This window comes from Lutimonas halocynthiae, assembly GCF_030409835.1.
GTDB lineage: Bacteria > Bacteroidota > Bacteroidia > Flavobacteriales > Flavobacteriaceae > Lutimonas > Lutimonas halocynthiae.
In genome coordinates this window covers 142,763-155,356 of record NZ_JAUFQO010000016.1, presented here as the reverse complement: position 1 = coordinate 155,356, position 12,594 = coordinate 142,763, and the positions used below count along the sequence as shown (strand labels likewise).

The window sequence follows — 12,594 nt, the reverse complement described above, 5'->3', positions numbered from 1 at the left end:
TTTCTTTAACCCTCACTTAGCTTTGACAAGTATAATTCACCATTTTCAAGGTGCTTTTGACGTTTCTCGTCAGGCATTTTATCAAAAGTATTCACCAACATCCCAAGTCTGGGGTTTTGTTTGAAAAAGTCACGATGTACGTCCATAAATCGCCAAAACAATCCATCCCAAACTGCCTGCCATTCACCTTTTTTATAATTACTCATTTTCATTAAATAATTACTACCACTGATGTAGGGTTTAGAAGCCATTAATCCGCCATCGGCATATTGGCTCATTCCATATACGTTAGGTACCATCACCCAATCATATGCATCAATGAACATCTCCATAAACCAACGATACACTTCATCGGGATCAAACTCACATAGTACCATAAAATTACCCAATACCATCAAGCGTTCAATATGATGACAATACCCTGTTTCAAGTACCTTTTTTATCGTTATATCAATAGGAGCTATACCGGTGGTTCCTGTGTAAAATGAAGCAGGAATTTTCTTTTTAAAACGCCAAAAATTACAGTTGCGCTGGTCTGTTCCTCTAGCCATGTACATCCCTCTGATAAATTCCCTCCATCCAATTATTTGTCTGACGAAACCTTCAGTTGAATTAATCGGAATATCGTGTTTTTCAGCATAGACCAAACACCGATCAATAATTTCCTGCGGCGTTATAAGGCCTACATTGAGCATGGGTGTTAAAATGCTATGATGTAACAATGAATTTTCTCCAAGTATCGCGTCTTCATACGGGCCAAACTCCATAAATCTGTTCTCAAAAAACTGGTCCAGCCATTTGTCTGTTATGCTGTGATTAGTAGGATAAAGAGGATTGTTCGTTAGGGCGCCTAAATGATGAGAAAAATGTGTTTGAACATATACTATTGCTTCTTCATAATAGGCGTCAGCATCCGGAAACTGTACATGAGGCGGAATTTTCTTTGCCGGATACTTTTTACGATTATCAGTGTCATAGGTCCATTTCCCACCCTCTGGGTTTCCATCTTTTGATATCAAAATACCGCGTTTCTTTCTTTCATCCTTATAAAAACTCGTCTGATGATATTTTTTTTTGTCGCTGCGGAAAAAAGGCAACAAATCATCTTTTGAATTAAGGAACATGGGAGAATCCCATTTTTTAGCGGAGATTTGCTGTTGAAAGCAAGATTTTTCTATTCTATTCTCGAGCCAACAGTCTGATGGGTCTATATAGCTGATTTCTTTAATTCCGTTCTGTTTCAACTCGGCAATAAGCAACCTGATATCTGATCTATCTTCAGTAGCTTCAACATAACATACTTCAAAACCCAAAGACTTTAAATAACTTTCATAAGATTTCAAAGAAGCTCTGTGAAACGCTATTTTTTGCTTGTGAAACGGATACTGCTTAAAAAACAAATACTCCTCGATCAGATAAATTGGTACAGTGTGGTCTATCCAAGATGGATGCTGAAATAACTGATGCGGAAAGATAAGGTGGGTCGTTTTCATCTCTTATTTATTTCTTCTACAGCGTTCACTACAATACTTTACTTCATCCCAGTTTAAAGCCCATTTCTTGCGCCACTTAAACGGGCGATCACACACGATGCATATTTTTTCAGGAAGGTGTTGTTTTTTCATTTCCTTCTCTTTAAATTCTTAAGAAACTATTTCAATCGGTAGCAATTCTTTTTTACATTCCTTCCAATAACTAAAGAAAGACGGAAAATAACCTTGAACAGAAAACATCAGTTCTCTCTTTTCTTCTTCTCCCTGATAATGACTGCTTAAAGGGTGTGCTTTAAACATCATCTTTTTCAGATTGAAATCTTCTATAAGTTCATGAAATTCACCAACATAAATTTGAATTGCATCTATGTTTCCTGCAAGTTTCAGCATGAAATCAATGCTGTTTTTTGATACAGGGTATTGCTTAAAATGAGAAGGTTCTAACAGTAATATTCGATTCACCTCTTTGGCTTTCTGCCAGTTTGGATCTAAATTATAGAAGTTATAGATACAAGTTGGTACACTTTCATCAATCACGATATGTTGTTTAGGAGGTAAAGAAGTCTCCAAAACCAAGTCAACGGTCTCTGAAAGGTAATCTGGTATGTCCATATCAGCGAAAGCACCGTAAGATGTATCGAGATATGTATCTTTTTGATTCGTAAAACAATATTTATTAATATTTTCTTGATTAGCGTAATACTTCTTCTGACTATTGGCTCCTGCAACCCATTGCCAACTCAAGGCATTACTTGCCCAGTCTGCATCAAGCAGATGATAATACATCCATTTGGCCGGAACATTCCAATGACTCTGAGCAACATTACAGGCTATTGAAGCGACGTACATTCTCATATGGTTGTGCATATAGCCGGTCTTATAAAACGATAAGATTGCTTTATCAATGGCGTCCACTCCAGTATTTGCATCTATGATTCCTTTTGAAATAGAAACGTTAGTTACCGGATTTTGTATATTCTTTAGATCCGTATTAATGGCATCTCCCTTGTGGATCCAAACTTGTTGCCAATAATCACGCCATGCCAGTTCTTGGATAAATTTTTCTATACGGTCCGCATGAAAACCTCTTTCAATCAATTGCGTAAAAACAAATTTTGTGCTAATCACTCCTCTTGAAATGTAAGGTGACAGATAAGAGACAGCACCATTTAAATAGTTTCTGGTGTTACTATATTTGACTGGGTCAATTTGATCTATCCGCTGAAGAATTTCTTTATACGAAGTAGGAAACATTTCCATGTCATTTTCAAAAAGCATAATTAGTATCTTTTACTTATTTTATTACCGGAAATGGCTTTTTGTCTGGAACATTTAAAGCGCGTCATATCAGGGTTTCTTTTCTTTAAGTGCTTTTGACTAACACCACTATTCACACGCTTTCTCCAACGTTTAAAACTACTCTCTTTAAGAGAAGCTCTCATCACTTTAATGACCTCTTTTTCAGGCAAGCCAAATTGAAAAAGCATCGATTCAAAAGGCGTACGATCTTCCCAGGCCATTTCAATGATGCGATCTAATTCTCTTTCAGTAAATTCTCCGGTACGCATCATACTTTTTCCCAAATTTGATCAGCATTTAAGTAAAAACTACCCATCGTATTAAAATTGCATTCATTCGGAGCTATGATAGATAGAAATGTTTCACCGTTCTCTCTTTTGTATAAATGGTAAATATCTCCAATGAGGGGTTCAAAAGTGAACTTTGCATTGAAAATTAAGTTGTTATATTCAAACTCAGCCATCATTTTCTCATATTCGGCCTTTAATTCCAAATACTTGGTTTGAACTTTCTGGTTTACTTTACGGATACTCCTGTTCTTCCAGTCAACGGTATCATTCGTTGTAATTACTGGTGCTCCAACAGATGTTGCATAAGATTTTAAAGAAGCATCATATCTTTGCGTTTCAATATTAAAAACTACGTTATCTGGTTTCTTGTCACCTTGCATTTCTCTCTGTATAAATTAACTCAACCTTGCAATTTGATCCATTAATTGATTCGCTTCGAATGTTTTTTGGTCACTCATTTTTCTGTTTGTGCTTGACAGTAAATACGCTTCTCTCATCAATTTCTCATATTGATCCTGTAATTTCTCTTGCTCTGTTTTCTTCTTAAATAATCCGAACATCATTTTGCTTGTTTTACACTGATTTAACTCTGCTTCTCTGTTGAACGGAACAAATATACACTTTTTGTTTAACTTATTACAATAATAGTTAAACAAAAAGTATAATTATTAGGATTTCCTCCATGACAAACATATTGTAACCGTTTTGTTTCTTTATTTTTCACTACCTGATTTCGCAAGAAATGATAGCGTTAAACTTGCTCTATCCAACAGTCACTTTAGGTTAAAATAATCAGATTAATGTCTACCCTTTTTTTTAACTTCGTAAGCGAGAATTGATCGACAGCAAATGACTAAAATCATAGATATTCCTTATTTACGGCTTTAACTTTGTTGCTTTTAACACAACTTCTATGACTATAACAAAAAAAACATGGGAACTCAAAGACAGCATAGTTCTTTTACGAATTCTTATAGGCTGGCACTTTTTATATGAAGGAATTATTAAACTTTATAATCCTGACTGGACTTCTTATGGTTATCTGGCTTCAGCACAAGGGCCTTTTAAACCTATTTTTATGTCCTTAACAAACGAATCGATGATGGGTTGGGTAGATGGCCTGAATATGGCCGCTCTTATAATTGTAGGTTTAACGCTTACACTAGGGTTTTTCGAAAAAACAGGTGCATTTATCGGAATGGGCTTACTGGCTTTGTATTATCTCGCACATCCATCATTTCCATGGCTGGCAGAAGTTAATGTAGAAGGTAGCTATTGGTTTGTAAACAAAAACTTAATTGAATTAGTGGCTTGTTTGGTGCTCTTTCAATATCCGACTGCACAGTATTTCGGTCTGGCACGACTCTTTAGTAATAAGAAAAAAACACTTAAAACTGCTACACTATGAAATGGACAAGAAGAGACATCATTAAAGGTTTAGGCGGTTTACCCATTGCTGGAGCTATCTGGTGGGCTGGTGCCGCGAGTAGTGTGCAAAGCAGTAAAGAGCGTAGTAAATTATTAGAACAATTAAATATAGAAGCTTCCTTATCCAAAGTGCTGCCGCCAATAGGTGGTGCACCTGTCAGAGTCGGTATTATCGGCTTTGGTATTCGTGGAGAGCAATTGTGTCGTTCTCTCGGATTTGCCACTAGAGATTGGTTAGATAATATGGCAAAAGCTGCAGAGGAAAACCCTAATCACTCAGCTTTAGCGGATTTTAATAGTCAAGAAAAATTAAATGTAAATCTGGTTGCTGTCTGTGATGTATTTGATGTTCGGGCACAAGAAGTGATCGATTCTTTTTCTTCTGAAGAACAAGCGGTAAAACGCTTCAGAACCTATCAGGAAATGATACGCAGCGGTGACGTAGAAGCTATCATTATTGCCACCCCGGACCACTGGCATGCACCTATGGCCATAGACGCTTTAGAAAACAATGTACATGTATATATAGAGAAACCTATGACCCACACCATTGAGGAGACTTATCACTTACGCGAAGCTGCTCAAAAATCAAAAGCGCGTTTGATGGTGGGGCACCAACACCGACAGACATTGAGTTTTCAAACTGCAAAAGATGTGGTTACGAAAAATACTTTAGGTCATATTTCTATGGTGCAGACCAATACGAATAGAAACGACGACAATGGAGCCTGGAATTATGATATTGATAAAGAAGCCAATGAACAAACGATTGATTGGGAACAATTTTTAGGATCAGCTCCCAAAATACCGTTTAATAAAAATCATTTTTTCAGATGGCGTAAATGGTGGGCCTATGGTTCTGGTTTATCAGGTGACTTGTTAACCCATGATTACGATCGTTTGAATTGTGTATTAAATATGGGGATTCCGAAATCAATATCGGCTTCTGGTGGTATTTATACACATATCGACGGACGAAATGTACCTGATGTACTGCAGGCAAATATGGAGTTTCCTGACTTTAGCATTGGTAATAGCCAAGGTAAAGGAAAGGAGAAAGGAATGACCTTTATTTATAGCGCCACCTTAGGCAATAGCTTTAGCAGGCCCACAATTTTAATGGGTCATGATGCAACCATGGAACTGGGCAATCGTTTAACCATTTGGCCCGACGGAGGTTCAACCAAATATGCTAAGATGCTCGAGGCGCATACTATGAAACCATCGGTACCAATTTATCAATACGATCCAGGAGCCAGTGTGCCAGATGCAATTTCATCTGCCACTTCGCAGTATTTTGCTGATAAGGGTTTGATGTGGACCTATATTGATGGTGCTCGGGTAGATTCTACCTTTTTGCATTTACGAGAGTGGCTTAGTGGAATTCGAAATGGTACCGAATTAAGTTGTGGTATCAAAGAAGGCTTTGAAGAAGCGATTACAGCGCATATGACAGGGCTCTCTTGGAAACTAGGTAGACGTATCGATTGGGATCGTGAAACAGAAACGATCAAGCCTATTGATGGTATTGATTTTGATGCCGTTTTGCTGGGGAGTACTAACTACTAGCATATCGCACTGAATAGATAAATATTCAAAAAGCTGCCTGTTAAGTTAAATATTCAATATTTAACTGAGCAGCTTTTTTTTGTACTTATCCATCTTAAATTGATTTGTATCAATTAAATGGTTATTTGTAAGATTCACCGAACAAGAAATATCAAATGATGAAGTCTTTACTTCGAAATTCGATATTCCAAAAAGAAATTACTTTTCTGACGAAATGAGCAGGTAGTTAGAGAAGCAGTGCACAACTACAAACATAATTTAACAAAGATTGACAAGTTGTTAAAAATCTTGGCGGATGCCGTTTACAAGAATAAAATTACAACAGTGGATTTGAAAAGCGTATTAGCTGCCCCTCATTCATACGTCAGGAAGTTGAATCAAGGTGTTTTTTCACAATTACTTCGATATTTTTTACTCATGAAAACATGATAAATATCATTAATGTTTACAGACTTTTACTAAATTTGGCATGAAACCAAGCCAGCGCATTTTAAACCGATGTTAATTATCCTCGCATTTGGTTTTTAAAGTTTTATGACACAGAAAAAACATTAATAATAAATTAAGAATTTAAACTCTCATTAATTGATTGTCGATAAACAAATAGATAAAACATGAAAAAAATGATTTGGAATTTAACAAAAAAAATACCCCTTTTAGGTAAAAAGATAAATGATTATCACCTTGCAAAGAAATTTAAGATTGAAATCGCACTATTGAATAATAGTTTAGACCTAGAATCAATTACTGCAAGTGTTATTCATTTTAGTATCAATAAGGCTGCCACACAACATGTTAAGGGTTTACTTCGGAGGATTGCTGTTGAAAATGAAATGATTCCAGTTTCTATAAATGATTATGCGTTTTCAAGTAAAATACCATATCTTGATCACTTATCATTCGAACAAATGGAGGAATTTAAACATGTTTTCAAAGAAACAGGTTATTTGTACAGCGTATTTGGAGGAATGTTAGAAAATGTAGATAACTTTAATAATTATAAAATAATTCTCTCCATAAGAGACCCTCGAGATGTTTTGGTATCTCTCTATTATTCAATGGCATATAGTCATGTCGTGCCTATTGAATCCAGTAATAAAAGAAATGAGTTTCTTGATAAAAGAAGTTTTGCCTTGAGTAGTAAAATTGATGAGTTTGTACTAAATGAAGTTGATAAGATCTTTTCTATTTTTGATAAATATAAAAATAAACTATGCAGACATGATAATGTTGGAATAATTAAATATGAAAACATGATCGTTGATTATTCGAAATGGCTTATGGATTTATCCAATATAACTGGTCTGTCGATATCAGATACTCTAAGAAGAGAATTAGTTGATGAAAACTTGATGAAAAGACCAAAAAATGAAGATAAATTATCCCATAATAGAAAAGGAATATCAGGTGATTATAAAGAAAAATTAGATGATAAAACTATAGAAATTTTAAATTCTAAGCTTGAGCCCATCCTTACATATTTTGCTTATGAAATATAAGATATGAGAATCATAAAATAGTATGATTAAAAAACATTTTTAGGTCAAATTTTTATTGACGGTTGTAGAGGCAACAGTTCGTAATAGAATAAAAGGCGGGGATTTACCAGCTGAAAAAATCGGACGAAGAATGTATGTCAAGCGAAGTGATTTAGAAAAGTCAATGGAAGAAGTCAGGTCTTTAAAGTTTAAAAGATAGGGCTCAACTTATATCGAACTGAGGGGGTCGTCTTAATTGATTACCCTCTTTTTTTGTGTTCATTTTTAGGGGTCACTTGCTAGAATCTGCGTTTTACTCCTCTTTTCGGCCATGAATCTCAATAGGAAAAAATTACTATTTGTCAAATATTTTTTAGAAATAATATAACTGACTGAAAGAGTGTTAGGTAGTATTATTTAAATAATCAATACAATATAAAGATAGTTTGTTTTATATTTATAGTACAAGTTAGTTGGAGCAACTTATGATAAATTACAGGAGTAATATCCTGACATATCAGCCTTTGAGTTCTCCGACAACTTGAGGGCTTTTTTTATGCGTCTAAATAAAATCACGATTCGGGAAAGCTCTTTAGTAATCGACAAGAATGGGAAGGTAACTAAGTCGAACATCGTACCGAATAACAGTAGATGGTTACCACGCAATTAAGAAAGCGTTTGTCTGTTAACTTGGAGAAGTCTTAATCTTACTCCAAGTCCTAATAAGCCGAAGAACTCAACGGAAGCAAGTATAGGATTTTGGTAGTCGTAGGGCTACCTATATCCAAACACCTCTGAATCTAACATAAGCAAGTTTAGAGAGAGAAACATAACGAGTGAGGGGTGGTAACCTCAAAAACGCTAAAAAAGCGCTAAAAAAATTTTGGTCGCCCGAAAAAGATGAAACTAAAAATTGAATCCCTCAATATGGACAAAACTATTGATTTACTGAACCTCAACGGCTTTGATATTGAAAATTGCCTAATATCGGGCGGTAATTTTTCGGTGACATTGAGCCTTGAAGATTCGAAAGAAATTAGGAGCGTCATTCAGAGCCTTCGATTTGGGTTTTAGTTGACAAAAAATTGACAAAAAGAATTAATTGACAAGTTTAACCAAAGTAATTTTTAATAGATATGTCAAAATAGAAAATTAGCACATATCTGACAAATATAAACAAGGAGTATTTAATTTAAGTAAAGAAGGAAAAAACTGCAACTATGTCGGCAACGATTAGCCAGTCTTTATATTACAGCAGAAAGCAAGAAAATGATATTTATCAAGTATTGTCATAGTTTATGAATACAAGTCATGTTGAAATAACATAGAATAACATTATGCCATTTGAAAAAGGAAATGCATTTGGGAAGGGACGACCAATCGGGAGTAAGAACGCCCTTACAAAACAAGTTAAACAAGAACTACTCACCTATTTAAGCGAAAGTGTACCAGATATGATTGAGTGTGTTGAAGGAATGAAGGTACAAGATAGATTCAGAGCCTACATGGAAATTGCGAAACTAGTATTGCCCAAGGAAAAAGCCATTGATTTGACAGTAGAAACCGGACTATTAAGGGAACCGATAATTATCAACATGACCAAAGAGTCATCAGACGAAGATTTGAGAACCTTAAATTAATATTATGAAAATAGAATCGGAACAGGACTTAATACATTTTATCAGGAACTCGAAAAAATATTCTGACAAGCAAATCATTTCATTTCTAAACAAAGCTTTCAGATGCTATGTATTAAATATTCCAGAAGATAGGGAAACACTTGCTGAACACCTAGAACAGTTCTTTATTGACTTTCCTCCTAATTACGAAAAACCCTTAATCATTGATTTCAGAAAGAAAACTCAATTAAGAAAAAAAGGCGCTGTGTCAACCTTTGATTAACTTTAAAAAATATGTCAGAAATACTACAAAGACAGATGTCAGAAGAGCTTGGAAGAGACTCCAACTCGAGCATTACTTTACATTATTAAGCTTGAAGAAGAAATAGAAATATTAAAGCAGAAAAATTACATTTATTAATCCCTACATATAACTTAGATTGACAATTCCCATTTATCAATCATGGGAAATACATGGTTCTATCTTGATCTACGATAATTTTTCTAACGATTTTATCATCTTCTATAACTCGTGCAACGGCGTAACTAAGTTTTTTAAAATTCTCAATTATTTTATTTGATTCATTCTTTAGGTCCGTCCTTTTTAAAAGATTTATACTCGAACATTCTTTTCTCGAAAAAACCTCTTCCAAAATAGTTTTATCCGTTAAAGCCAAAGAATGACCAATCACATAGACTTCATAATCAGAAAAATTTCCGATTCTTTCTAACAGAGATGAATAAACACCATCTCTCAAATACTCAAAGGTTTTGAAATTTTTTAAAGGCTCATCTTCTTCTAATTCCAATATCCTTCGATATTCATCATTTTGGTCATTACCATAACCAAAAATAATATTGCCCTTTTTTAAAGTACCGTGAATATTAAATATCTCACAATCCACAGGGAATAATTTCTGATAATTATCAAGAGTTGGAGTATAGTTAAAATTAATAATTGTTAAACTATCGATGGATTTTGCTAAAGTGCCGAAGTAGGAATGTATCTCTTTATTTACAGAATAGTTTTGATTATTCAAATAATCTGAAAGCTCAGTTTTTAAATCATTAAAATCTTTATTTAAATTCTTTAATCGTTGGTTCTGATATGGTTTTCTTAGAGCAATATCTTTGACATTTTTAAAATACATATTTTCTATATCGAACCAATTATTAGAAGAACTTCTATTCCTGAACAGACCTGCCATAAATTTGTTGGCTAAAATGAGTTGTAATTTATCCAAGTATTTTTCAATTAGTACTTCATGAATATACTTATGACTATTAGCCGTTTCACTTTTTAAAAAAGCCTCAAACAAATCTTGAAAATCTTGATTTACATCGTTTCGTTTATTGAGTGCTATGTGTCTAAGATTTATATTAGCCCTATCATCAAAGTAAGGATTAGATGCCAAAGCTCCCGATAAATGAGTAAAAATTCTTTGTGATAATTGTATCAATAAATAGTCTGCAAAATCTAAATAAGAAGTTTCATGCCCATGTGCTATATCAAATCCGTTTCCAATAAGTAATACATAGTTTTTTGAACTGTTCATGAAATATTTTTAAATGGTAAATATCGGAACTACCTCAATACTATCCTATGAATTAACTTATTATCTAATATACCCTCAACAGGGTAAAATTCAATAGATTGATAATTCTCATGCTTTTAGATTTAATGGTGCGGTATCTTTGGGAGATGGATATAATTTTGATGTTTAAATAATTACCCATGGGCAAGAAAAATAAAAAACATTGGTATAGTGACACTAAATGGATTATTACAACTGCAATAGTGCTGGTTGGCGCATTAGGTTACAATTATTTTGAAAGAGTTAAAGTCGTAAAAAGAAACATTGTTTTAGAGGAAAAATGCGACCCAGATTTATATGCAAAGTATTATAATATTCAAAAAATAGTAAAAGAACAAGATGATGATTTAATAAAACTGCAAAAGCAAATACAAAATGGCGCAACAATGCCGAAGGTATTAGGGTCATTTGAAGGCTGGCGTCGTGTAGTTGATTCACAACGGATTTTTTTAGACAAATTAAAAGATACTACAGTCACAGGAATTTGGGAAGAACTTGAAAGGAGTAGTCAAAAAATAAATCCAGAAGCCGTTGGATTTAAATAAGTCATTCAGATTGTCCCCTAACTTATCAATCATTTCATCTAACTCCATATTCCAATATTTCCAACCATTAGCACGTATTTCTTTTTGATGCTCGGGGTGTGAATCATAGTAATCAATTAGTTCTTGTAGGGTCATTTTAAAAGTTAGAAATTGATATTGATCTTGCAGTAGGGTTTTGCCTTACTATTGGAGAGATATGACATGTCTTGTCGGATGATTGTCTAATAAAGTAAGGTATTTTTGTGGTATAATTTAAACACTATGAAAAAGATTACAACACTTCTGATTATTCTAATGTTCAGTTTTCCTGCAATTCTTTTGTCGCAAGAAGAAGAAGAAACAATAAGCCCATCGTACAAAACTGAAATTATTCGGAATGTATCAGTATTGGATATTGAAGGGATAGTATATAAGAATGTCACAGTATCCTTAAAATCTAACAATCAAGGCCGGTATGTTGGAGAGACCTCCAAAGTTAAGGTCAAAATTGTAAATGTGGATGGCCGCTTAATTTGGAATAAAACATTGAAAAATGCATACCTCTATGTATTCTCAAATGGGGATATACAAGTGGGCAGACCAAGATTTAACAAAATCATCATTGATAAGGTCTATTCAGGGGACTATGTTGGTGAGATTAGGGAATACGAAGGAATTTACTAAATCAAGCACCTTTCAATCGGAGGTTTTTTTTCATGCTGATAATTCTCATGGTTTAAGGATTAATGGCAAGGTCTCTTTGAATAATATTATATTAGATTAAGGAAAACCGTAACCAAATTTTATTGGTTGAAACTAATTTTGCGGTGTTAATTTTTAAATTAAAATAAATGAAAAAAGTTGCAATTGTATTTATCTCCATTTTATTTTTCACCTCATGTCAGAAATCTCCTGAGGAGAAGATGAAGGAAAACATTACATTGGAATTAAAACAAATCATGAATGACCCCTCTACTTTTGAGTTTGTAAGTATGGAGATTAAGAAAACGATTAAAGCAGGGGAACGCAAAAAAACTATGAATGAGGCTCAGCTGAAAAGATTTACTGAATTAGGGATGACCGATTTAATTAATCAAAGCAAACAAGAGATACCATTTTTAAAGAATTTGGATGACGATTATGATGCTGTTTTTTATGTTGATTTTGTAGCAAGAGGCTCAAATAAATTTGGAGGCATTATTACTAATAAATACTCCGCAACAGTTTTAAATGACGAAAACAGAACCGTTGTTCACTTTAAGCCAATGAATTAATAATAACGTGCTCATTAGGTGTTTA

16 protein-coding genes are annotated in these 12,594 nt (G+C 34.0%); 9 read left to right on the top strand and 7 right to left on the bottom strand.

The window, feature by feature from the left end; all coding sequences use genetic code 11:
* Positions 1 to 5 precede the first annotated feature (5 nt).
* From QWY87_RS13675 to QWY87_RS13650, 6 genes are read right to left on the bottom strand one after another with little or no spacing between them, the layout of a single operon-like run.
* The gene (locus tag QWY87_RS13675; RefSeq protein WP_290292166.1) at positions 6 to 1,493 is read right to left on the bottom strand and encodes a cryptochrome/photolyase family protein; all 1,488 of its coding nucleotides are present in this window, start codon (positions 1,491 to 1,493) and stop codon (positions 6 to 8) included.
* Positions 1,494 to 1,496: 3 nt separating this feature from the next.
* The gene (locus tag QWY87_RS13670) at positions 1,497 to 1,625 is read right to left on the bottom strand and encodes a DUF2256 domain-containing protein (RefSeq protein ID WP_290292163.1); all 129 of its coding nucleotides are present in this window, start codon (positions 1,623 to 1,625) and stop codon (positions 1,497 to 1,499) included.
* 18 nt (positions 1,626 to 1,643) lie between these two features.
* A complete protein-coding gene (locus QWY87_RS13665) occupies positions 1,644 to 2,771 on the bottom strand; it encodes an FAD-binding domain-containing protein (protein ID WP_290292161.1) in 1,128 nt (375 codons plus the stop codon).
* 2 nt (positions 2,772 to 2,773) lie between these two features.
* A complete protein-coding gene (locus QWY87_RS13660; protein ID WP_435389548.1) occupies positions 2,774 to 3,064 on the bottom strand; it encodes a TIGR03643 family protein in 291 nt (96 codons plus the stop codon).
* Positions 3,061 to 3,462, bottom strand: a complete 402-nt coding sequence (locus QWY87_RS13655; protein WP_290292158.1) for a DUF2452 domain-containing protein — start codon at positions 3,460 to 3,462, stop codon at positions 3,061 to 3,063. Before QWY87_RS13655 ends, QWY87_RS13660 begins: the two co-directional genes overlap by 4 nt.
* 15 nt (positions 3,463 to 3,477) lie before the next feature.
* Positions 3,478 to 3,642: a Lacal_2735 family protein gene (locus QWY87_RS13650; protein WP_290293711.1), complete on the bottom strand. Its 165-nt coding sequence runs from the start codon at positions 3,640 to 3,642 to the stop codon at positions 3,478 to 3,480.
* A 353-nt stretch (positions 3,643 to 3,995) separates the two neighbouring features.
* Between QWY87_RS13650 and QWY87_RS13645 the strand changes: the two genes are divergently transcribed.
* The 6 genes from QWY87_RS13645 to QWY87_RS13625 all read left to right on the top strand — a co-directional run bounded on the left by QWY87_RS13645 (position 3,996) and on the right by QWY87_RS13625 (position 9,459).
* A complete protein-coding gene (locus tag QWY87_RS13645) occupies positions 3,996 to 4,490 on the top strand; it encodes a DoxX family membrane protein (protein ID WP_290292156.1) in 495 nt (164 codons plus the stop codon).
* Positions 4,487 to 6,079, top strand: coding sequence for a Gfo/Idh/MocA family protein (locus QWY87_RS13640; RefSeq protein WP_290292155.1), 1,593 nt, complete (start codon positions 4,487 to 4,489; stop codon positions 6,077 to 6,079). Before QWY87_RS13645 ends, QWY87_RS13640 begins: the two co-directional genes overlap by 4 nt.
* A gap of 614 nt (positions 6,080 to 6,693) precedes the next feature.
* On the top strand, positions 6,694 to 7,578 hold the full coding sequence (locus QWY87_RS13635; protein WP_290292154.1) for a sulfotransferase domain-containing protein: 885 nt from the start codon (positions 6,694 to 6,696) through the stop codon (positions 7,576 to 7,578).
* A gap of 55 nt (positions 7,579 to 7,633) precedes the next feature.
* On the top strand, positions 7,634 to 7,777 hold the full coding sequence (locus QWY87_RS17875; RefSeq protein ID WP_353959174.1) for a helix-turn-helix domain-containing protein: 144 nt from the start codon (positions 7,634 to 7,636) through the stop codon (positions 7,775 to 7,777).
* Between the two features lie 1,117 nt (positions 7,778 to 8,894).
* Entirely contained in the window at positions 8,895 to 9,197 is a 303-nt protein-coding gene (locus QWY87_RS13630; RefSeq protein ID WP_290292153.1) for a hypothetical protein, read from the top strand.
* A 4-nt stretch (positions 9,198 to 9,201) separates the two neighbouring features.
* A complete protein-coding gene (locus QWY87_RS13625; protein ID WP_290292150.1) occupies positions 9,202 to 9,459 on the top strand; it encodes a hypothetical protein in 258 nt (85 codons plus the stop codon).
* 178 nt (positions 9,460 to 9,637) lie between these two features.
* Here QWY87_RS13625 and QWY87_RS13620 read toward each other — a convergent pair whose 3' ends face one another.
* Positions 9,638 to 10,732: an AbiH family protein gene (locus QWY87_RS13620; RefSeq protein ID WP_290292148.1), complete on the bottom strand. Its 1,095-nt coding sequence runs from the start codon at positions 10,730 to 10,732 to the stop codon at positions 9,638 to 9,640.
* Positions 10,733 to 10,911: 179 nt separating this feature from the next.
* Between QWY87_RS13620 and QWY87_RS13615 the strand changes: the two genes are divergently transcribed.
* The 3 genes from QWY87_RS13615 to QWY87_RS13605 all read left to right on the top strand — a co-directional run bounded on the left by QWY87_RS13615 (position 10,912) and on the right by QWY87_RS13605 (position 12,569).
* The gene (locus QWY87_RS13615) at positions 10,912 to 11,316 is read left to right on the top strand and encodes a hypothetical protein (RefSeq protein WP_290292145.1); all 405 of its coding nucleotides are present in this window, start codon (positions 10,912 to 10,914) and stop codon (positions 11,314 to 11,316) included.
* A 261-nt stretch (positions 11,317 to 11,577) separates the two neighbouring features.
* Positions 11,578 to 11,979 carry a hypothetical protein gene (locus QWY87_RS13610; protein ID WP_290292142.1) on the top strand — a complete coding sequence of 134 codons (402 nt, stop codon included), beginning with the start codon at positions 11,578 to 11,580 and terminating at the stop codon, positions 11,977 to 11,979.
* 167 nt (positions 11,980 to 12,146) lie between these two features.
* Positions 12,147 to 12,569, top strand: a complete 423-nt coding sequence (locus QWY87_RS13605; protein WP_290292140.1) for a hypothetical protein — start codon at positions 12,147 to 12,149, stop codon at positions 12,567 to 12,569.
* Positions 12,570 to 12,594 lie beyond the last annotated feature (25 nt).

Excerpts from the sequence above, each read along its gene's own strand:
- QWY87_RS13675 (WP_290292166.1), bottom strand. The coding sequence starts at position 1,493 with ATGAAAACGACCCACCTTATCTTTCCGCATCAGTTATTTCAGCATCCA.
- QWY87_RS13670 (WP_290292163.1), bottom strand. The coding sequence starts at position 1,625 with ATGAAAAAACAACACCTTCCTGAAAAAATATGCATCGTGTGTGATCGC.
- QWY87_RS13665 (WP_290292161.1), bottom strand. The coding sequence starts at position 2,771 with ATGCTTTTTGAAAATGACATGGAAATGTTTCCTACTTCGTATAAAGAA.
- QWY87_RS13660 (WP_435389548.1), bottom strand. The coding sequence starts at position 3,064 with ATGATGCGTACCGGAGAATTTACTGAAAGAGAATTAGATCGCATCATT.
- QWY87_RS13655 (WP_290292158.1), bottom strand. The coding sequence starts at position 3,462 with ATGCAAGGTGACAAGAAACCAGATAACGTAGTTTTTAATATTGAAACG.
- QWY87_RS13650 (WP_290293711.1), bottom strand. The coding sequence starts at position 3,642 with ATGTTCGGATTATTTAAGAAGAAAACAGAGCAAGAGAAATTACAGGAT.
- QWY87_RS13645 (WP_290292156.1), top strand. The coding sequence starts at position 3,996 with ATGACTATAACAAAAAAAACATGGGAACTCAAAGACAGCATAGTTCTT.
- QWY87_RS13640 (WP_290292155.1), top strand. The coding sequence starts at position 4,487 with ATGAAATGGACAAGAAGAGACATCATTAAAGGTTTAGGCGGTTTACCC.
- QWY87_RS13635 (WP_290292154.1), top strand. The coding sequence starts at position 6,694 with ATGAAAAAAATGATTTGGAATTTAACAAAAAAAATACCCCTTTTAGGT.
- QWY87_RS13630 (WP_290292153.1), top strand. The coding sequence starts at position 8,895 with ATGCCATTTGAAAAAGGAAATGCATTTGGGAAGGGACGACCAATCGGG.
- QWY87_RS13625 (WP_290292150.1), top strand. The coding sequence starts at position 9,202 with ATGAAAATAGAATCGGAACAGGACTTAATACATTTTATCAGGAACTCG.
- QWY87_RS13620 (WP_290292148.1), bottom strand. The coding sequence starts at position 10,732 with ATGAACAGTTCAAAAAACTATGTATTACTTATTGGAAACGGATTTGAT.
- QWY87_RS13615 (WP_290292145.1), top strand. The coding sequence starts at position 10,912 with ATGGGCAAGAAAAATAAAAAACATTGGTATAGTGACACTAAATGGATT.
- QWY87_RS13610 (WP_290292142.1), top strand. The coding sequence starts at position 11,578 with ATGAAAAAGATTACAACACTTCTGATTATTCTAATGTTCAGTTTTCCT.
- QWY87_RS13605 (WP_290292140.1), top strand. The coding sequence starts at position 12,147 with ATGAAAAAAGTTGCAATTGTATTTATCTCCATTTTATTTTTCACCTCA.